We start from the raw sequence: 18851 nt of genomic DNA on the forward strand, positions 1-18851 counted from the left end.
CAGGTGTACGGAGCTGACCGCGAACGCGCCACGAGGTGCAGGCGGCCGGATCGGCTCACCTGCACCTCGTGTGGGTGATCACTTGCTCAGCAGTGCCAGACGGAACTGGAAAGCGGGGTCGAGGGTGTCGTCGACGCCCTTGACGTCCTTGCCGGACACGGCGATCTGGTTGCCCTGCAGCAGCGGCAGAGTCGGCAGCTCGTCGGCCAACTGGCCTTGGATCTTCTTCAGGGCCTCTTCGCGCTTGCCTTCATCGGCAATCGAGGACTGTGCGTTGAGTTCCTTGTTCATCGCCTCGTCACGGTAGTGGTTGGCGAGGAACGACGGAGTCTCATCCGTGTCGTAGAAGAACGGCACGAGGTAGTTGTCGGCATCCGAGTAGTCCGGGAACCAACCCAGCTGGTACATCGGGTAGACGTCGTCGGTGCGGTTTTTATTGTACTGCACCCACTCCGTCGACTGGAGTTTGACCTTGAACAGACCGGTCTTGTCCAGCTGGTCCTTCACCAGGGCGTACTCATCGCCCGAGGACGGGCCGTAGTGGTCCGGGTTGTACTGCAGGTTGAGCTCGACCGGGGTCTTGACTCCGGCGTCCTTGAGCGCCTTCTTCGCCTTGGCGACATCGGCTCCGCCCTTGCCGTCGCCGTATTCGGACTTCAGCGGCTCATCAGCACCGGGCAGCCCCTCGGGCACATGCGAGTACAGCGGGGTAAAGGTGTCCTTGTAGACCTGGCTGGCGATGGCCTGACGGTCGACGGAGTCGGCCATGGCCCTGCGGACCGCGAGCGCCTTCTTCTCATCGGCTTCATCGGCCTTTGCTCCGAATGGCATCGTGTCCATGTTGAACACGATGTAGCGGATCTCGCCGCCGGGACCCTTGTGGACCTTGAGGGCCTCGTTCTTGCCGAGGTCCTCGACGTCGGTGGCCGACAGTGAGCGCCAGGCCACGTCGATGGTTCCTTCTTGGACATCGAGCTTCATGTTGTTCGCGTCCGAGTAGTACTTCATCTGCACGGTCTCGGTCTTCGCCGGCTCGATGAATCCCTTGTAGTCCGGGTTCGCCTTGTAGGTGATCAGCTCGTTGAACTTGAAGCCGTCGATCGTGTACGGGCCGGCGAATGCTTTGCTGTCGACGATCTCCTGATCCTTCGTGACCTTGTCAGGCGAGAACACGTCCTCATCGACGATCGGACCGGCGGCGCTGGCCAGCACTCCCGGCCAGGTCTGGTCGTTCTTGCGTTTGAGGTTGAAGATGACCGTCTTCTCATCCGGGGTCTCCACGGACTTCAGGCCGCCCAGCAGCGAGGACGGTCCGTTGGGGTCCTGGATCTTCAGCTGCCGGTCGAAGGAGAACTTCACGTCGGAGGAGGTCAGTTCGTTTCCGTTGGCATATTTGAGCCCGTCCTTGAGCTTGACCTCGTACTTCGTCGGCTCGGTGAAGTCAGCCGATTCGGCGATCGAGGGGTTGAGCTCGGCCGTGCCCGGCTTGTAGGCGAGGATGTACGGGTAGATCTGCTGTTCGACGAGCGAGCTTCCGTTGTCGTACGCCGCAGCCGGGTCGAGCGCCACGACCTTGTCCGTGGTTCCGACCGTGAGCATGCCGCCCTCGTCGTCTCCACTGCCGCCTCCGGTCGTCGAGGTCGAGCAGGCGGAGAGGAGCAGTGCGCCCGCCGCAGCGATGGCTGCGGCCTTAGCGCCAGTTCGTCGTTTCATCGTGTTCCTGTCTTTCACAAGTGCTCTTCGTGTCTTCTGTGCTCGAAGAGATCCGCACCACATCATACGGTTCCCGTACCAAATAGTGAACTGACGCACATGAAGTGATCCGCTTCGCAATGACTTCGCAACAATTCGCCGAGGCGGTCCTGCCCCGGCGCAGCGCGACGGGAAGCCGCCTCGGCGAATGCGATTTGCGTCACCGATGACAATCGGCTTCACTAATGAGGTGCATCACAGAGACCGCTAGGGAACCTCTCGTGATTCCGGTCGCTCAGCAGCGGGCCGGCGCTCCGGCACAGACGCTAGACAAGCAACACCGTGTCGGCGATCCCGATACGGAAGAACGAATGGAGAAGCGTGTCCGCTTTCATCGACTGGCTCAATGGGGTGGTGTGGTCGTCCGCCCTCGTCTACCTGTGCCTCGGCGCGGGTGTCTATTTCACGATCCGCTCACGGGTTGTGCAGATCCGCCAGATCCCCGCCATCTTCAGGCAGATGTTCAGGGGCAAGAGCTCCAATGAGGGCGTCTCGTCCTTCCAGGCTCTGGCGATCTCGCTCGCCGGTCGCGTCGGCGTCGGCAATATCGCCGGTGTCGCCACCGCCATCGGCTTCGGCGGCCCCGGCGCCGTCGTCTGGATGTGGATCTCGGCTCTCCTCGGTGCCTCGACGTCCTACGTCGAGTCCACGCTGGGCCAGATCTTCAAGGAGCAGGACCCTCGCACCGGCGAGTACCGCGGCGGCCCCGCTTTCTACATCGAGAAGGCCTACCGCCACACCAAGGCTCGCGGCCTGTTCAAGGTCTACGGCATGGTCTTCGCCGCCGTGACCGTCATCGCCATGTCGTTCATGCTGCCGGGCATCCAGTCCAATGCGATCTCCGGCGCCGTCGAGAATGCTTGGAGCATTCCGACCTGGGGCACCGCAATCGCTCTGGTCATCATCATGGGCTTCATCGTCGTCGGCGGCATCAAGCGCATCGCACACTTCGCTTCGCTGGCTGTGCCTTTCATGGCCGTCATCTACATCATTGCGGCCATCGCCGTGACCATCATCAATGCTGATCAGATCGTTCCGGTCCTCCAGCTGATGTTCACCTCGGCCTTCGGCATCGACGCCGGACCGGAAGCGGCCTTCGGCGGCATCATCGGTATGGCGGTCCAGTGGGGCGTACAGCGCGGCATCTACTCGAACGAAGCCGGACAGGGCACCGGGCCTCACGCGGCATCGGCCGCCGAGGTCTCCCACCCGTCGAAACAGGGACTCGTGCAGGCCGGCTCGGTCTACATCGACACCCTCTTCGTGTGCTCGGCGACGGCGTTCATGATCCTCTCGACCGGCATGTACAAGGTCTTCGACGCCGACGGCACCACGATCATCGGCACCGGCCGCGGCCAGCTGGCCGAGGAGATCGCAGCGACCCCGGGCGAGAAGTGGCCGCAGGCGGGGCTCGACTCGATGATCCACGGTCTCGGCGCCGGGTTCATCGCGATCTCGATCTTCCTCTTCGCGCTGACCACGATCGTCGCCTACTACTACATGGCCGAGACCAACCTCGTGTACCTGCTCGGCAAGGCCAAGAACACCATGGTGCTCGCGGTCGGCAAGCGCGTGCTGCAGCTGCTCATCCTCATCGCCGTCGCCGTCGGCGCGATGTCGACAGCCGGCAGTGCCTGGGCGCTCGGTGACATCGGCGTGGGCCTCATGGCCTGGCTGAACATCATCAGCATCCTCATCCTGCAGCAGCCGGCGTTCAAGCTCCTGCGCGACTTCGAACGCCAGACCAAGCTCGGCTTGGACCCGGTGTTCGAGCCCGAGAAGATCGGCGTGCGCAACGCCGACTTCTGGGATCAGCGGGTGGCTCGCCTCAAGGCCGGCGAGGCGGTGCCCAAAGGCTGACGCGAAGCGCGACCGGGCTGCAGGCCACTCGGCAGGCAGTCCGATCGGCAGACAACTCGTCCGCCGATCCGAGGGACGATACGAGGCCCGGGACAATGGCGTCCCGGGCCTCGTACATTCCACAGTGGAATCTCGCCGAGAAACGGGCTGACTGTCGAGACACGGGTGTCCACGTGCGTTTCTCGACGCTTGGCCCGTTTCTCGACGGTTCAGCATGCGCAGCGGCCGCCGCCCGAAATCGGGCGACGGCCGCTGTCGGTTCGTGAGGCAGACCCTGCTGCGCTCCGGCCCACTAGCCGAGCTAGCTGAGCCGGCTGAGACTCACTTATGCAGGCTGGTGCCGGCCGAGCCGAGGTTCTGGCAGGCTTCGACGATGCGCTCGGCCATGCCCTTCTCTGCGGCCTTGCCGTAGGAGCGCGGGTCGTAGAGCTTCTTGTCGCCGACCTCACCGTCGATCTTGAGCACTCCGTCGTAGTTGCGGAACATGTGCTCGACGACGGGGCGCGTGAAGGCGTACTGGGTGTCGGTGTCGATGTTCATCTTCACGACTCCGTGGCGGACCGCCTCGGCGATCTCTTCCGCACTCGATCCGGAACCGCCGTGGAAGACGAGGTCGAACGGAGCTTTCTTGCCGACTTCGGCGCCGACCTTCTCCTGGATCTCACCGAGGAGTTCGGGGCGCAGCTTCACATTGCCGGGCTTGTACACACCGTGGACGTTTCCGAAGGTCAGAGCCGTGAGGTAACGGCCCTTCTCGCCGGTGCCCAGGGCACGCGCGGTGGCCAGCCCATCCTCGACGGTGGTGTAGAGCTTGTCGTTGATCTCGTTCTCGACGCCGTCCTCTTCGCCGCCGACGACGCCGACCTCGATCTCGAGGATCGAGTGCGCGGCCGTCGAGAGCTCGAGCAGCTCCTCGGCGAGGACGAGGTTCTCGTCGAGGGGAACGGCCGAGCCGTCCCACATGTGCGACTGGAAGTAGGGCTCGCCGCCGTTCTTCACACGCTCGGTCGATGCGGCCAGCAGGGGCTTGACCCAGGCTTCGACGGCGTCCTTCGGGGCGTGGTCGGTGTGCAGTGCGATGTTGACGTCGTAGCTCTTGGCCACCTCGGCGGCGAAGACGGAGAACGCGATGGCACCGCGCACGCGGTCCTTGACGGTCGGGCCGGACATGTATTCGGCGCCTCCCGTGGAGATCTGCACGATGCCGTCGGATCCGGCCTCGGCGAAGCCGCGGATGGCGGCGTTGATCGTCTGCGAGGAGGTGCAGTTGATCGCGGGGTAGGCGAAGCCCTGGGTCTTCGCGCGGTCGATCATCTCGGCATACACTTCGGGGCTTGCGATGGGCATGTGCGCTCCTTGGTCGATGGGTCGGTGTACTCGTTCGCCACCAGCCTACTCGTTCCGACTTGCGCCGCAGAAGCCGCCGACAGCGGGGTCCGGGATCTGCGATGAGATCTGGTACGACAAGGGCCCGTGTGACCGACTGCGAGTCGGTCACACGGGCCCTCGATCCGTCGGCGGCGCAATGTCCGTCGACGGTGCCGTGTCAGTCCGCGGGGGTCGACGTCCCCTTGTCGCGGCCGAACTTGCGCGACTCCCGGGTTCCTCCGGAGCGCGACTTCATCCGATCGCCGATGCCGCGGGTGCGCGTGAGTCGGTAGTCGATGCGCTCATCGACCTTGTCACCGAGGTACTCGTCGAAATCATCGGCCAGGTGCTCACCGACCTGACGGAACCGCGCGGCACGCTCAATCGCCGCCGTCCGCTGCGCCTCCTTGCCGAAGGCCTTGAGCGTGGACACGCAGACGAGGACGATGCTGAACGGCAGCGCCGTGAGCAGCGACCCGGCCTGCAGCGCTCCGAGTCCGCCGGCGATGAGCAGACCGATCGCCAGTGCACCCTCCATCAGCGCCCAGAGGACACGCGACCACAGAGGCGGGTTCGGGTGGCCGCCCGAGGCGAGCATGTCGACGACGAGCGAACCCGAATCCGACGAGGTGATGAAGAAGATCGCCACGACGATGATGGCGATGACCGACAGCACTGCGCCCAGCGGCAGGTCTCCGAGCACGTCGAAGAGGACGCGCTCGGCCACGACGCCTTCATCCGGGTCGACGAGGTCGCCGGTGCCGAAGATCTGACGGTGGATGCCGGTGCCGCCCATCACGGAGAACCAGAAGAAGCCGACGATCGACGGCACGAGGAGCACACCGGCGATGAATTCGCGCACGGTGCGGCCACGCGAGATGCGGGCGATGAAGACGCCGACGAAGGGCGCCCACGAGATCCACCAGCCCCAGTAGGACAGGGTCCAGGAGGAGTTCCACTCCGCGCCTTCGTCACCGGTGTAGGCACCGATGTCGAACGTCATATCGAAGACATTGGCCAGATACACGCCGATCGACTCGACGAAGTTCTGGAACAGGAACAGAGTCGGCCCGAGCACGAGAACCGTGACGAGGAGGATACCGGCCATCGTGAGGTTGATGTTCGACAGCCACTTGATGCCGGCGCCCACACCCGAGACCACCGAGGCGGTGGCGAGGAAGGTGATGATGACGATGAGGATGACGAGGAACATGTTGTCGTACTCACCGACGACGCCGATGTGTTTGAGTCCGGCCGAGATCTGCTGCACGCCGAGCCCGAGAGAGGTGGCGATGCCGAAGACCGTTCCGCAGATCGCGATGACATCGATGACGTCACCGGCCCACCCCTTGACGAAACGTCCCAGGAGCGGTTCGAGGGCCCAGCGGATCGACAGGGGGCGACCACGGCGGTGGATCGCATAGGCCAGTGCCATGCCGAGTACGGCGTAGAGCGCCCACGGATGCAGACCCCAGTGGACGAAGGTCTGGGCCATGCCCAGCTTCGCGTCGTCGATCTCGTTGTCGGGCCATCCCGGCTTCGCCCCGGTCGTGGCGTAGGTCAGCGGTTCGGCGACGCCGTAGAAGACGAGGCCGATGCCCATACCCGCGGCGAAGAGCATCGCGAACCACGAGAAGATGTTGAATTCCGGTCGGTCGCCATCCTTGCCCAGCCGGATTCTGCCGTACTTGGAGAATCCGACGACGATGGCGAAGACGACGAACAGCCCGATCACGAGCATGTAGTACCAGCCGAGGTCGGCGACAACCCAGCCCTGCATCGCAGAGATCACGTCGCCGGTCGACGTCGGGAGCGCGATCGCCAAAGCCGCGACGGCGACGATGATGATCAGCGCCGGCCAGAAGACGGCCGGGGCGATCATGCCCTTGCCGATGCGCACACCTTGGCGGCGCAGCTTCTCGGTGATCTCCGCATCGGAGTCGCCTTCGCCGATGTGCAGCTTTTCCGGAAGATGAAGCGCTACGGGGTCGGGTTCGCCGATGAGATAATGTTCGGTTTCGGACGGTGTGGAGGCGGTCGCATCGTCGGCACTAGTGGTTGGTGCCGCGTCCGCCTCAACGGTCGCGCCGGCCTGCTGGCCGGTCGCGGAGCCGTCGTCCGCGTTGGGGTCGCTCATAATGCCCTTCGCTTCGAGTTCAGATCCGTCTATCTACTTTGCCGCAATTCACGGACTGCTTCAACGTCGCATTCAGCTATCCCCTGCTATTATCGCAGTTTTCATCCCGTTCGGGCAGCGATTCAGTACAGTGACACCATGTCTGCATCCCCGCCGTCACCGGCAGCAAGCCGCCTGCGCATCGTCAATTGGGCACTGTGGGACTGGGGTTCGGCATCGTTCAATGCCGTAATCATCACTTTCGTGTTCGCTCCGTATCTGACGAAGTCCGTGGCCGCCACCGAGGAGGCCGGTTCCTCGGCATTGGGCTGGTCGATGGCCGCGGCCGGATTCGTCATCGCCGTCATCGCTCCGGCAGCCGGTACTCGGGCCGACGCCGGGGGTCGGCATCGCCTGTGGCTGGGCGTGCACACCGGAATCGTCGTGCTCACGATGTTCGGCCTGTTCTTCGTCCGGGACTCCCCCGACTATCTCTGGCTGGGTCTGCTGCTTCTGGCTGTGGGCAGCGTGTTCTTCGAATTCGCCGAGGTGTCCTACAACGGCATCATGGTCCGCATCACCACCCCCGACAATGTCGGCAAGGTCTCCGGATTCGGGTGGGGCATGGGCTACGTCGGAGGGCTGGTCCTCCTCGTCCTCCTCCTCGTCCTCGTCATCCAACCCGAGGTGGGCATCCTCGGTGCCAGCGACGTCGACGGACTGAGGTTCCGCATCGTCGCTGTCCTCGCGGCGGTCTGGTTTGCGATCTTCGCGATCCCGGTCCTGTTCTCGGCTCCCGGCGCGAAGGTCAAAGGCACCTCGGGCGGCCACCCGATCCGCGCTTTCGTCTCCGACTATGCGGGCCTTGTGCGTCGTCTGGTCCGGATGTGGTCGACCGAGCATCAGACGCTGCGGTTCTTCATCGCCTCGGCGGTCTTCCGGGACGGCCTGGCCGCGATCTTCTCCTTTGCCGGCGTCCTTGCCGCCGGCAGCTACGGGTTCTCCGCCTCGGAGATCATCATCCTCGGTGTGGCAGCGAACGTCGCCGCCGGCGCCGGGGCGATGATCGCAGGGTGGTTCGACGATCGGCTCGGGCCGAAACCCGTCATCATCGCCGGTCTCATCGTCATCATCGCAGGTGGACTGCCGATCCTCTTCAGCGCCGAGGCGGCCGTGTTCTGGGCCTGCGCCCTGATCCTGAGCTTCTGCGTCGGTCCGGTCCAGGCGTCGAGCCGGTCGTTCCTGGCCCGCATCACTCCGCCGGAGTCGGCCGGGGAGAACTTCGGCCTCTATGCCACGACCGGACGAGCCGTGAGCTTCCTGGGGCCCGCGATGTTCGCCTTGGCGATCACGATCTTCGGCTTCCAGCGGGCGGGAACGCTGGGCATCCTCATCGTTCTGGCTGTTGGTCTGGCGCTCATCATCCCCGTCCGCCCGGACGCCCCGGCCCACTCCATGCAGGCCCGCACAGAGGCGTAGCCCGACCCCGGTGCGGAACCCGCGCGCCATTCTGCGGGAGAGGAATGTTGGTTTCAGCGGCGAGAATCAACATTCCTCTCCCGCGGAATCGCCCTATGCGAGTTCGCTCGGGTGCGAGTTCGCACGGTTCGCGGCCCAGTCGCGAGCTTGCGATAGGTGTAGTAGTGCATTTTTGAACTAAAGTTAGGCGATTGTGACATCAACGCCCGCCCCTACCGGAGGGCCGCCTCGGCGAGGATATCCCTCATCGCCCACTTGTGAGCCTGAACACCGGACCGTACCATTGAAGGAAAGTTACTGAACGATCTATAAGGAGTTCGCATGGACACCCTACTGAATGCAGAAGAGCGCGATTTCGCGCAGCAGATGCGTCAGTTCTACCGCACGGAGATCCCTGAGGAACTCCGCCTCAAGGTCGCCACCGGCCAGGAGCTGAGCAAGGACGACATAGTCACCTCGCAACAGATCCTCAACCAGCACGGCTATGCCGTGCCGAACTGGCCGGTCGAATGGGGCGGCCAGGACTGGACCCCCGTGCAGCGTCACATCTGGCTCGAAGAGATGCAGCTGGCCTGCGTTCCGCAGCCGCTGCCGTTCAACGTCTCCATGGTCGGTCCTGTCATCGCCACCTTCGGTTCGCAGGAGATCAAGGAGCGCTTCCTGCCCGCCACCGCGAACATCGACATCTGGTGGTCGCAGGGATTCTCCGAGCCCAACGCCGGTTCGGACCTCGCCTCGCTCAAGACCACGGCGGTGCGCCAGGGCGACAAGTACATCGTCAACGGTCAGAAGACCTGGACGACCCTGGGTCAGTATGGCGACTGGATCTTCAACCTCGTGCGCACCGATCCGGATGTGAAGAAGCAGGCCGGCATCTCCTTCCTGCTCATCGACATGAAAACCCCCGGCGTCACCGTCCGCCCGATCCAGCTCATCGACGGCGGCCACGAGGTCAACGAGGTCTTCTTCGACAATGTCGAGGTGCCCGTCGAGAACCTCGTCGGCGAAGAGAACAAGGGTTGGACCTACGCGAAGTTCCTCCTCGGCAACGAGCGCACCGGAATCGCCCGCATCGGCGGTTCGAAGGTCAACCTCGCCCGTGCCAAGGCCTACGCCGCGGTGACGAAGACCGCTCGCGGCACTCTGCTCGACGATCCCCTGTTCTCCGCTCGTCTGACGAAGATCGAAGCCGAACTCACCGCGCTCGAGATGACCCAGCTGCGGATCCTCTCCACTCAGGCCGCCGGGTCCGACAAGCCGGATCCGCGCTCCTCGGTGCTCAAGCTCAAGGGCTCCCAGCTGCAGGAGGACATCTCCGAACTCCTCGTCGACGTGCTCGGTCCGCAGGGTCTCGACTTCGTCTCCGACCGCGTGCAGGGCCAGGGTCTGTCCGACCTGCCCAACGGCGCCGTCGACGCTCTGCCCGGCTACTTCAACACCCGCAAGGTCACCATCTACGGCGGTTCGTCCGAGGTGCAGCGCGGAATCATCTCGAAGGCACTGCTCGGTCTCTGAGATACCGACGCTCACCCGATCTCCCAAGAAGGACAACAATGGATCTTGAACTCAACGACATTCAGCAAGAACTCGCCAGCACACTGAACAAGTACCTGCGCAGCGAGTACGACATCGCCAAGCGCGAAGAGATCCTTCGCAGCGACGAGGGCATCTCCCGCGAGAAGTGGCAGGCCTTCGCCGAGATGGGACTGCTCGGGCTTGCGATCCCCGAGTCCTACGGCGGCGCGGACATGACCTTCAACGAGGTGGCCGTGGTCGCCGAAGCGTTCGGCCGCTCCCTCGTCCTCGAACCGTTCCTGGCAACCGCAGTCCTCGGCGCCAACGCCGTTCTGCTCGGCGGCAGCGAGGAGCAGAAACAGGCCATCCTGCCCGGTGTTGCCGAGGGACAGACCTTCCTCGCTCTCGCCGCACTCGAGCCCGGACTGCGCTACGCAGTCGACGCCCCGCAGACCCAGGTCTCCGGCGCCGACGGCAGCTTCACCCTTACCGGCGAGAAGAACAACGTGCTCGGCGGAGACGTCGCCGACCACTTCGTCGTCACCGCCACGCAGAACGGCGAACTCGGCCTCTACCTCGTCGCCGCTGATGCCGAGGGCCTGACCCGGGTGGCTCAGCGTCAGGCCGATGGCCTGGGCAGTGCGAACCTCAAGCTCGACGGTGTCGCCGCCCAGCGCCTCGACGCCGCCGACGCGAACGCCGTGCTGTCCGAGGTCCTCGACCTGGGCAACGCCGCGATCATGGCCGAGGCAGTCGGCGCACTCGAAGCCTCGCTGACGATGACCGCCGAGTATCTGAAGACCCGTGAGCAGTTCGGTGCTCCGATCGGTGCGAACCAGGCTCTGCAGCACCGCGCCGCAGACCTCTACGCCGAGCTCGAGTACGCACGCAGCATGGCCCTGTACTCGCGCCTGGCCGTCACTTCCGAGGTCCCCGGTGCCGAGAAGGACCGTCACCGCGACGTCATCGCCGCGAAGATCATCGTCGACCGCGCCGCTCGGAACATCAGCCAGGAGTCGATCCAGATGCACGGCGGCATCGGCATGACCATGGAATACCCCATCGGCCACTACGCCAAGCGCCTGACGGTCATGACCCGCACCTTCGACGACTCGGATTCGCTGACCGCGGAGCTCGCAGGACTCGGCGGACTCATCGAACCCAAGTCCGCTGACCTCAGCTGAGGCAGCGGCACTTCAGCGCCGCACGTTCGCCCCCGAGCGTGCGGCGCTGCGTCGTCGAGGCTCGCCGAAGCCCACCGAGGCGGCCGGGTGGCCGGGTCCCCGCAGGGCCCGCCGAAGCCCACCGAGGCGGCCGGATCCCGGCCGCACAGAAGCGCCGAGGCGACACGACCACCGTCGTGCCGCCTCGGCGCTTCTGCGTCTCTGCGTCCCGGCCGGTGTCCCACAGACCATACAGACCAGACGGAGACCTCCGCTGCCGGCGAACTCAGTTCACAGGCTGGTCGTAGACGTGGCGACGGATCCAGGAGTGCATGGTGATCGCGGCTGCGGCTGCGGCATTCATCGACCGCGTCGACCCGTACTGCGCGATCGAGAGCACGTCGCGGCTGGCCTGATGCGCTTCCTCGCTCAGTCCCGGCCCTTCCTGACCGAACAGCAGCAGACAGCGCCTGGGCAGATCGTAGGTCTCCAGCGGCACGGAGTCCGGGAAGTTGTCGATGCCCAGCAGCGGCACGTCGTTCTCGGCGCACCAGCTGAGCAGGTCGTCCACGCTCGGATGGTGGATGACGTGCTGATACTTGTCGGTGACCATCGCCCCGCGCCGATTCCAGCGGCGTCTGCCGACGATGTGCACGGCTGCGGCATTGAAGGCGTTGGCGGTGCGCACGACCGAACCGATGTTGAGGTCGTGCTGCCAGTTCTCGACGCCGACGTGGAAGTCGTGCCGCGAGGCGTCGAGGTCGGCGACGATCGCGTCGTGCTTCCAATAGCGATACTTGTCGACGACATTGCGCCGATCGCCTTCAGCCAGCAGCTCCGGATCGAAGTGCTCTTCCACAGGCCAGGGGCCGGTCCACGGACCGACCCCCACCTGCGGTTCAGCGTTATCGGTCACTTGTCGTCGCGGGAATCATCCGCCGACTTCGCGTCCTTTTCGTCTTTCCCGCCGGACTTCACGTCCGACATCTTCGTGCCGGATTCCTTCGCCGAGGCGGCCCTCGACTTCTCGTCGTCCGCTGACTTCCCGGCCTCGTCCGATTCGTCTGCGGTCGAGTCCGACTTCGCAGACCCCTTCGCCGAGGCTGCGGCACCGACCTTCTGCGCGCGCTTGCTCATCTTCACGGTCTTGCCGCCGCGTCCGCCTCCGGACAGCACTGAGCGCACGTACGCACCCGAGGCCAGAGCGTGGAGGACGACGGCGAGGACCAGAGCGATGCCGGCGGCGACGAGGCCCTCCCACCACGCGGCCTGACCGGCGAAGAAGCGACCGGCGATGCCCAGCGGCGAGGTGAACGGCGTCCACGACAGCACCTTCGCAACAGTCCCGGTGGGTCCGATGATGACCGGAGCGAAGACGCCGGCCACGGTGATGACGCCGATGATCGTGACGAAGGTGGCGCGAGCCCTGCTCCCGACGACGGTCGATGCCCAGACGAGCAGCGCGAACACCGACCAAGCGGTGAGCAGCAGGGTCAGTGCGAACCAGCCGAGGCCCGGCAGCATGGCGAATGCCAAGGACGTCTTGCCCGACAGCGAGAGCCCGAGCTCGGTGACGACGGCGGCGGCCACGAGGTGGACGATGACCAAGGTCAGCATGCCCGTGATCCGGCCCGAAGCCGCAGAGCGCGGCGGAATCGTGGCCGCGATGATCTCGGTGATCCGGTTGCGCTTCTCCAGACGCAGGTTCTGGTACAGCGCGGTGCCCAGGGTGGCGACGACGAGGATCGACAGTGCGACCATTGCCCACAGCAGCGGGGTGGCCACATCATTCTCGACGGCCGGCGTCTCGAGCAGCGTCGCTTCCGTCTTCGGCGCGAGCTTCTCGAGCAGGGCGTCGGGCTGCTTGTCCAGTGCGATGATCGTCGGCTGTCCCTGACCGCTCGGGTCCTGGATGAATGCGGCGTCGACCTTGCCCTCACGCACGAGCTTCTCGGCTGCCTGAGCGTCGTCGACGTCGGTGATCTTCACACCCAGCTGCTGTTCGTACATCTGAGCCTGCTCGCCGACTCCGACCATCGCCATGGTCGGGGTGCCCGAGTCCTTCTGCACATCGGCGACGATTCCGGAGATGATCGCGGCCAGCACACCGAGGATGATCACAGCGGCGGTGACCAGGAAGTACGGGCTGCGCATGGCGGTGGTGGACTCACGGTTCGACACGAGCCATGCCGCCTGGCGGTTGCCGACGTCGACGAATTCCGAGACCAGTCCGGTCTCCGGCAGCTCGTCCGGGTCGGGGGTGTCCTCGGCGAGCTCGAAGGGAACGTCATCGAGGCCGACAGTCGCGCCGGATTCGTCCGAGTCCTTCTTCGCCGAGGCGGCCGATCCCTTGGTTGCACCGGTGACGGTCGTCTCGTCCTCCGAGTCGACCTCCTCGGCGGTGGTCTCGTCGTCGATCACATCGTCGTCGGCCGGCAGACCGAGGTCGTCGATGCCTTCGCCGGCCGTGCCCTTGGACACGATCGGCTCCGAGGACTCGTCATTCGCACCCTTGTCCTTGCGCGCCATTACAGAGCCTCCTTGTACTGCTCGGCCAGTGTCGGGCGGACACTTTCGAAGTTCTTCACATTCTTCAGCTCGGCCACGGCAGCGGCGGCTGTCTTCGCATCGTCGGCGCGGAAGCTCACGGCCTCCCGTCCGGCGGTCGCCACGTCGCTGATTCCCGTCCGGGATTTCAGCGCCGAGACGGCCGCCTCGGTGTCGGTCGTCTCGACTCGGTAGTGCGGATCGCCGAGCAGCTTCTCGACGCTGCCCGAGGCGGTGACCTTGCCCTGGCCCAGAATGATGACGTCATCGGCGAAGGTCTGCGCGGCCTCCCAGTCGTCGGTGGCCAGGATGACGGGCACTCCCGAGGATGCGTGGGCCCGCAGCAGGGACGTGACCAGACGCAGTGAGGCGGCGTCGAGGCCGGCGAAGGCATCATCGATGACGACGACATCGGGGTCGGCGGCCAGGGTTGCGGCGATGTCGACGCGGGCGATCTCGGCACCGGAGAGGTTCTTCAGCGGAGCGTAGCCGCGGTCGGCGAGCTCGAGGTGGCCGAGCAGGGTCAGCGCGTTCCGTTCGGCCGCGCCCAGGGTGATCCCGTGCAGGCGGGCGAGGTAGACGATCTGGTCGAGCACGCGCATGTTCGGATATCCGCCGCGTTCGGCGGGCAGATAGCCGAAATTCTGTCGGTCTCCGAAGTCGAGTTCGAAGTCCTCGAGTTCGATGGTGCCCTCATCGGCGGAGATGAGGCCCATGATGATGCGCACCAGTTCGGTGCGGCCCGCCGATCGGGTTCCCACGATTGCGGTGATCCGGCCCGCCTCGGCGGTGAAACTCACCTCGTCCAGATATGTCCGCTTCCCCTTGCGCAGGGAAACCTCTTTCAGTGTGAGCACGCGTCATCCTTTGCATCGAACAGTTCTTGGGGAGTGTCTCATCTATCGTGTTGAAATCAGAGACTTGTTTCAAACCACGTCCTCGATTTCGACAGAATTGCCAGTCGAGTCCCAGGTCGTGATCGGTGAGCCGGTTCCTCACCGAGGCGGCACCTCACAGGTCCACCTCGCCGAGGCGGGACTCAGTCGAGTCCGAGATCCGCAGTCGTCAGCGCGGTCAGATACGGAATTCCCGTGGCTTCGACCCGTTCCTTGGCGCCGGTGTCACGATCCATGACCACGGCCACGGCGACCACCTCGGCGCCGGCTTCCTTGAGCGCGTCGACGGCGGTGAGCACGGAACCGCCCGTCGTCGAGGTGTCCTCGACGGCGATGACGCGCTTGCCGGCGACATCGGGCCCTTCGACCCGCCGCGACATGCCGTGCTTCTTCGCCTCCTTGCGGACGACGAAGGAGTCGAGCGGGGTGCCGCGCACGACCGAGCGGTGCATGACGGCGGTGCCGACAGGATCGGCGCCCATGGTCAGACCGCCGACGGCGTCGACCGTGTCGAGCAGATCATGAGCCTCGAGGAGGTCGAGGACGACGTCGCCGACAAGCGGTGCCGAGCGGTGGTCGAGGGTGACCCGACGCAGATCGAGGTAGTAGTCGGCCTCCTTGCCGGAGGAGAGGGTCACTCTGCCGCGCACCACGGCGAGTTCGTCGATGAGGTCGAGCAGTTGTCGGCGAGTGTCAGCGCTGTCGGTCATGGTCTCCAGTCTAATGCGCGGGTTTCGGGCGACCGTTCAGCGCCGTCTCAGCGACGGCGGCGGATGCGGACGTGACAGACGGCACAGATCTGGAGCGGGAGGATTTCGTCGCGCCCGCGTCTGTACCGATGCTATAAAGAATCATCACACCTTTAGACTTTCGCCAACAGTGAGTTGTAGAGTGTCAACAACACCGCGCAACCCAGCCGGTCAAGTGCCTTCAGGAAGGACGTGAGCAACATGGGTTTCATCGCATATCTCATCCTCGGACTCATCGCCGGAGCCGTCGCCAAGGCGATCCTGCCCGGCAAGCAGGGCGGCGGCTTCTTCGCCACACTGATCCTCGGCGTGATCGGAGCCATGCTGGGCGGTTGGCTCGGCGGCATGATTTTCGGCGCCCAGATGGATAAGTTCTTCTCGCTGTCGTCCTGGCTGTGCGCCATCGGCGGTTCGCTGATCGTACTCATCGTCTGGGGCCTCATCACCGGACGCTCGAAGTCCAAGGCCGCCTGACCCGTCGGCAACGGCACAGAAAAAGGTGGATAGCCCAGGTTCAAACATGGGCTATCCACCTTTTTCTGTGCCGTTCACGTGCTGCGGCGCATCACCCGTGCGGCCGCATTGGCGATCATGTCGCGCAGCCCCGGCGCCAGTCCCGCAACACCGTCTACTCCGGTGACGGACTCGGTCACGCAGGCCGAGACGGCCGACTCGTCGAACCCGCGGACGGTCTCGCTCTCAGCCATCGGCTTCTCAGCCATCGGCGGCCTCCTCGTCGACGAATACGTCCTCGACGGTGACGTCGATCCGCAGCGCGGGCGGTCGCCGCCGACCTCGAATCCACCGACGGGGTCTCGGATGCCCAGGTGATCCTGCGGGGCACCGCGCGGAGTCCGGAGCCGCTCATCCATGTCGATGCCGATGAACGCGCCGACATCGATACCGTCATCGCCGAAGTCGCCGAGCGCGCCGCCGGCAATGCCTCGGTGGCGCTCGGTGCCCCGCTGAGCGCGGTGGCCCTCGAGGTCGGCGTCGCCCGCACGCGCTCGCGCCGCCAACGCAGCGTCAGCGTGCAGTAACCGGCCGCCATCCAAGAGCGCCGCAGTCGGCAGAAGCCGGCAGCTGCAGTTTCTGCTTTAGCAGCAGGCAGCGGCGAGGTCACCATCGGATGCGGCCACCGAATCTAGGTCACTATCGGATACTTTTCGCACGCAGAAGTATCCGATAGTGACCTAGATTCGAGTTCGGATGTCCGATAGTGACCTGAAGTCAGGCGGGCGGTCGCGAAACACTGCGGTGAATGACAAGAACCCCGGGGCGCGTAATCGCGACATCCCGGGGTCCTCGCAGCACTCCCCTCGAGTACCCGGACGCATCCCCATACGTCCGTTATGTCCACCCGATCCCCACCGGGCGGACATCATTAATTTGACCACACTTTCGTAGCGCTTGTAAAGAATCTCACGTCCCGTCTTGAACCCTGTCGAGCCCTATAGCATAGAAGCGATCAGAATAAAACCCCTGGTCACAGGCTCATCTTCAGGTAGTTCAATCCTCAACTCAATACTGTCGGGCTCGCCCAGAATTGCATATAGGTCACATCCTGTGAGTGCGGGCGAAGGAGAATCCAGTCGATCCCCAGCGCATGAGCGGACGCGGCACCACGGGAGCCACGAGCGCGGCCAACCGATATCCCCACCCCGGAACCGAGACGACCTTTCCCGCCCGTGCATCACGCAGCGATTCCCGCACCACCTGATCGACGCTGAGCCAGATCAGACCAGGTCCGGGACGCTCCACGCCGAGGCGGCTGTGGAATTCCGTCCGGATGAATCCGGGCAGAACGGCCGTGACCGTCACCGGGCTGTCCCTGAGTTCGCCGGCGAGCGCCTCAGTGAAGATCAGAGTCGACGCCTTCGAAGCGGCGTACTGTCCCATCGTCGTCACCGCCGCCAGCGATGAGACGTTGACGATTCCTCCGCGAACGCGGGACTGCATGCGCTTGGCCGAAGCCAGCGACAGCTCCCTCACCGCCCCGGTGAGCACCCGATCCTGTTCGTCGAGCTCGGCGATATCGGTGTCCAGCAGCGTCCCGCGCAGACCGAAGCCCGCGTTGTTGATGAGCACATCGATCGGCTGCGTCGCGATGATCTCGACGACCGAGTCGATCCCGTCACGGTCGGACAGATCCGCCACGGCCACCTCGGCGCGGATGTTCTGCGTGGTCTGCAGCTGGTCGGCCAGCTCACTCAGTCGGGCTTCGTTCCTGGCGACCAGGACGAGGTCGTAGCCTTCGGTGGCCAGGGTGCGGGCATAGCCGCGTCCCAGCCCGGAACTCGCCCCGGTGATAAGGGCACGCGGCCGGGGACTCGGGTCCCGCCTCGGCGAGGATCCGTCCCGGGTTCGGGACGTCTCGCTGCGCTGCGAGGGCGGGACCTCGCGATTCATACCGCGCCTTGTCCTCTGCGCACGGTCAGTGACTGCACCGCAGTGCCGATGGGTCCGCCGGCGTCGCTGAGCACGCTCGTCGTCTGCCCCAGCCCGGTCGGCCCGAAGGCGACCCTGGTGTCGAAGCCGACCCAGCCGGGCTCGGGAACGCGCGTGAGGTGGATGGAGAGGTCGACGTTCGGGAAGAACGTCGTCTTCGGATTCTCGCGGACGGCAAGACCGTTGGCCGTATCAACGAACTTGACGAAGGCTGCGGTCGGCGGGTCGATCTCACCATCGACGAGAGGATAGGGGCTGCGCACCCAGGACTGTGCGTATCCGGGGTGGGCGTCCGCGCCCTGCCGGCCCTCGAGCGACGCGATGTAGCCGCCGCCCCAACGACCGGTGAAAGGAGCCTCGGGCACTTCGGACACCGGTGGCATCGCCTGCCATTCGTCGCCGGCTACCTCCTCGGTGTCGGAGGCCTGCAGACGCCACACCCGCGCGGTCACGCTGGTGCGCTGACCATGGCGCATCTGTGCTTCGACGAGTTCGATGGTCCGTCCCGGACGGATGACGTTGACGTCGATCGTGAACTCGCCGGAGTGAATGACGCCGAGCACGTCGAAGGTCACTCGGGAGATGAGCTTGTCGCTGGGCAGCCGCCGCTCGATCTCGGCGAGCACGATCCCCGAGGCAGGCGCGAGGTGCTGCTCGCCGGGCTGCCACGCTCCCTGACTGTGCAGGGTCGAGACGAGGCGGTCCTCTGACAGGCGCACATAGTAGGAGTCCGGGTAGGCGGCCCCGTCGTGGCCGAGGTGTTCGTTGGGAGCTGCAGGCATGGTCCCAGCTTATCGAGCCGAGAGGGTCCGCTCGACGCAGGGGCTGGGCACGCCCCCTTCCACACGGCTCCGGCATAAGCGGCTGTGTTGCTCCGGCATAAGCACGCCGAGGCGGCCCACCGGCAGCCGCACGCACCCCGCTTTCACCTCCGGCGCGGACGGCTTAGGGTGGGAGG

16 protein-coding genes are annotated in these 18851 nt (G+C 65.1%); 6 read left to right on the plus strand and 10 right to left on the minus strand.

All coding sequences use genetic code 11. The features are described from left to right. Positions 1–78: 78 nt before the first annotated feature. Entirely contained in the window at positions 79–1713 is a 1635-nt protein-coding gene (locus CXR29_RS15670; protein WP_127365034.1) for an ABC transporter substrate-binding protein, read from the minus strand. A 360-nt stretch (positions 1714–2073) separates the two neighbouring features. On the opposite strand from CXR29_RS15670, the gene CXR29_RS15675 reads away from it, so the two are divergent. Next, positions 2074–3612 carry an alanine/glycine:cation symporter family protein gene (locus CXR29_RS15675; RefSeq protein WP_101555338.1) on the plus strand — a complete coding sequence of 513 codons (1539 nt, stop codon included), beginning with the start codon at positions 2074–2076 and terminating at the stop codon, positions 3610–3612. Positions 3613–3933: 321 nt separating this feature from the next. Here CXR29_RS15675 and fbaA read toward each other — a convergent pair whose 3' ends face one another. Both fbaA and CXR29_RS15685 read right to left on the minus strand, forming a co-directional pair. Further along, positions 3934–4959 carry a class II fructose-bisphosphate aldolase gene (fbaA, locus tag CXR29_RS15680; protein WP_127365035.1) on the minus strand — a complete coding sequence of 342 codons (1026 nt, stop codon included), beginning with the start codon at positions 4957–4959 and terminating at the stop codon, positions 3934–3936. A 199-nt stretch (positions 4960–5158) separates the two neighbouring features. Continuing rightward, complete coding sequence (locus tag CXR29_RS15685) at positions 5159–7117, minus strand: BCCT family transporter (protein ID WP_127365036.1); 1959 nt, start codon at positions 7115–7117, stop codon at positions 5159–5161. A 138-nt stretch (positions 7118–7255) separates the two neighbouring features. Between CXR29_RS15685 and CXR29_RS15690 the strand changes: the two genes are divergently transcribed. The 3 genes from CXR29_RS15690 (at position 7256) to CXR29_RS15700 (ending at position 11274) form a co-directional block, all read left to right on the plus strand. Then, complete coding sequence (locus tag CXR29_RS15690) at positions 7256–8575, plus strand: MFS transporter (protein WP_101555341.1); 1320 nt, start codon at positions 7256–7258, stop codon at positions 8573–8575. 321 nt (positions 8576–8896) lie between these two features. Then, complete coding sequence (locus tag CXR29_RS15695) at positions 8897–10090, plus strand: acyl-CoA dehydrogenase family protein (RefSeq protein WP_101555360.1); 1194 nt, start codon at positions 8897–8899, stop codon at positions 10088–10090. 38 nt (positions 10091–10128) lie between these two features. Next, complete coding sequence (locus CXR29_RS15700) at positions 10129–11274, plus strand: acyl-CoA dehydrogenase family protein (RefSeq protein WP_127365037.1); 1146 nt, start codon at positions 10129–10131, stop codon at positions 11272–11274. Positions 11275–11539: 265 nt separating this feature from the next. Here CXR29_RS15700 and CXR29_RS15705 read toward each other — a convergent pair whose 3' ends face one another. The 4 genes from CXR29_RS15705 to pyrE all read right to left on the minus strand — a co-directional run bounded on the left by CXR29_RS15705 (position 11540) and on the right by pyrE (position 15406). Then, positions 11540–12169, minus strand: coding sequence for a TrmH family RNA methyltransferase (locus CXR29_RS15705; RefSeq protein ID WP_101595378.1), 630 nt, complete (start codon positions 12167–12169; stop codon positions 11540–11542). Continuing rightward, positions 12166–13782: an ABC transporter permease gene (locus tag CXR29_RS15710; protein ID WP_127365038.1), complete on the minus strand. Its 1617-nt coding sequence runs from the start codon at positions 13780–13782 to the stop codon at positions 12166–12168. Before CXR29_RS15710 ends, CXR29_RS15705 begins: the two co-directional genes overlap by 4 nt. Continuing rightward, positions 13782–14657, minus strand: coding sequence for an ABC transporter ATP-binding protein (locus CXR29_RS15715; protein ID WP_127365039.1), 876 nt, complete (start codon positions 14655–14657; stop codon positions 13782–13784). Before CXR29_RS15715 ends, CXR29_RS15710 begins: the two co-directional genes overlap by 1 nt. A 182-nt stretch (positions 14658–14839) precedes the next feature. Continuing rightward, complete coding sequence (gene pyrE, locus CXR29_RS15720; RefSeq protein ID WP_025778981.1) at positions 14840–15406, minus strand: orotate phosphoribosyltransferase; 567 nt, start codon at positions 15404–15406, stop codon at positions 14840–14842. 240 nt (positions 15407–15646) lie between these two features. Here pyrE and CXR29_RS15725 point away from each other — a divergent pair, with 240 nt between their 5' ends. After that, positions 15647–15919: a GlsB/YeaQ/YmgE family stress response membrane protein gene (locus CXR29_RS15725; RefSeq protein WP_101555364.1), complete on the plus strand. Its 273-nt coding sequence runs from the start codon at positions 15647–15649 to the stop codon at positions 15917–15919. 74 nt (positions 15920–15993) lie between these two features. Here CXR29_RS15725 and CXR29_RS17385 read toward each other — a convergent pair whose 3' ends face one another. Next, a complete protein-coding gene (locus CXR29_RS17385; protein WP_164742848.1) occupies positions 15994–16167 on the minus strand; it encodes a hypothetical protein in 174 nt (57 codons plus the stop codon). 105 nt (positions 16168–16272) lie between these two features. On the opposite strand from CXR29_RS17385, the gene CXR29_RS15730 reads away from it, so the two are divergent. After that, on the plus strand, positions 16273–16485 hold the full coding sequence (locus CXR29_RS15730) for a hypothetical protein (RefSeq protein WP_101595372.1): 213 nt from the start codon (positions 16273–16275) through the stop codon (positions 16483–16485). A 517-nt stretch (positions 16486–17002) separates the two neighbouring features. Here CXR29_RS15730 and CXR29_RS15735 read toward each other — a convergent pair. After that, on the minus strand, positions 17003–17854 hold the full coding sequence (locus tag CXR29_RS15735) for an SDR family NAD(P)-dependent oxidoreductase (RefSeq protein WP_127365040.1): 852 nt from the start codon (positions 17852–17854) through the stop codon (positions 17003–17005). Next, on the minus strand, positions 17851–18675 hold the full coding sequence (locus tag CXR29_RS15740) for a thioesterase family protein (RefSeq protein WP_127365041.1): 825 nt from the start codon (positions 18673–18675) through the stop codon (positions 17851–17853). Before CXR29_RS15740 ends, CXR29_RS15735 begins: the two co-directional genes overlap by 4 nt. Positions 18676–18851: the final 176 nt, after the last annotated feature.

It is taken from the genome of Brevibacterium linens, from assembly GCF_003999335.1.
Lineage (GTDB): Bacteria > Actinomycetota > Actinomycetes > Actinomycetales > Brevibacteriaceae > Brevibacterium > Brevibacterium linens.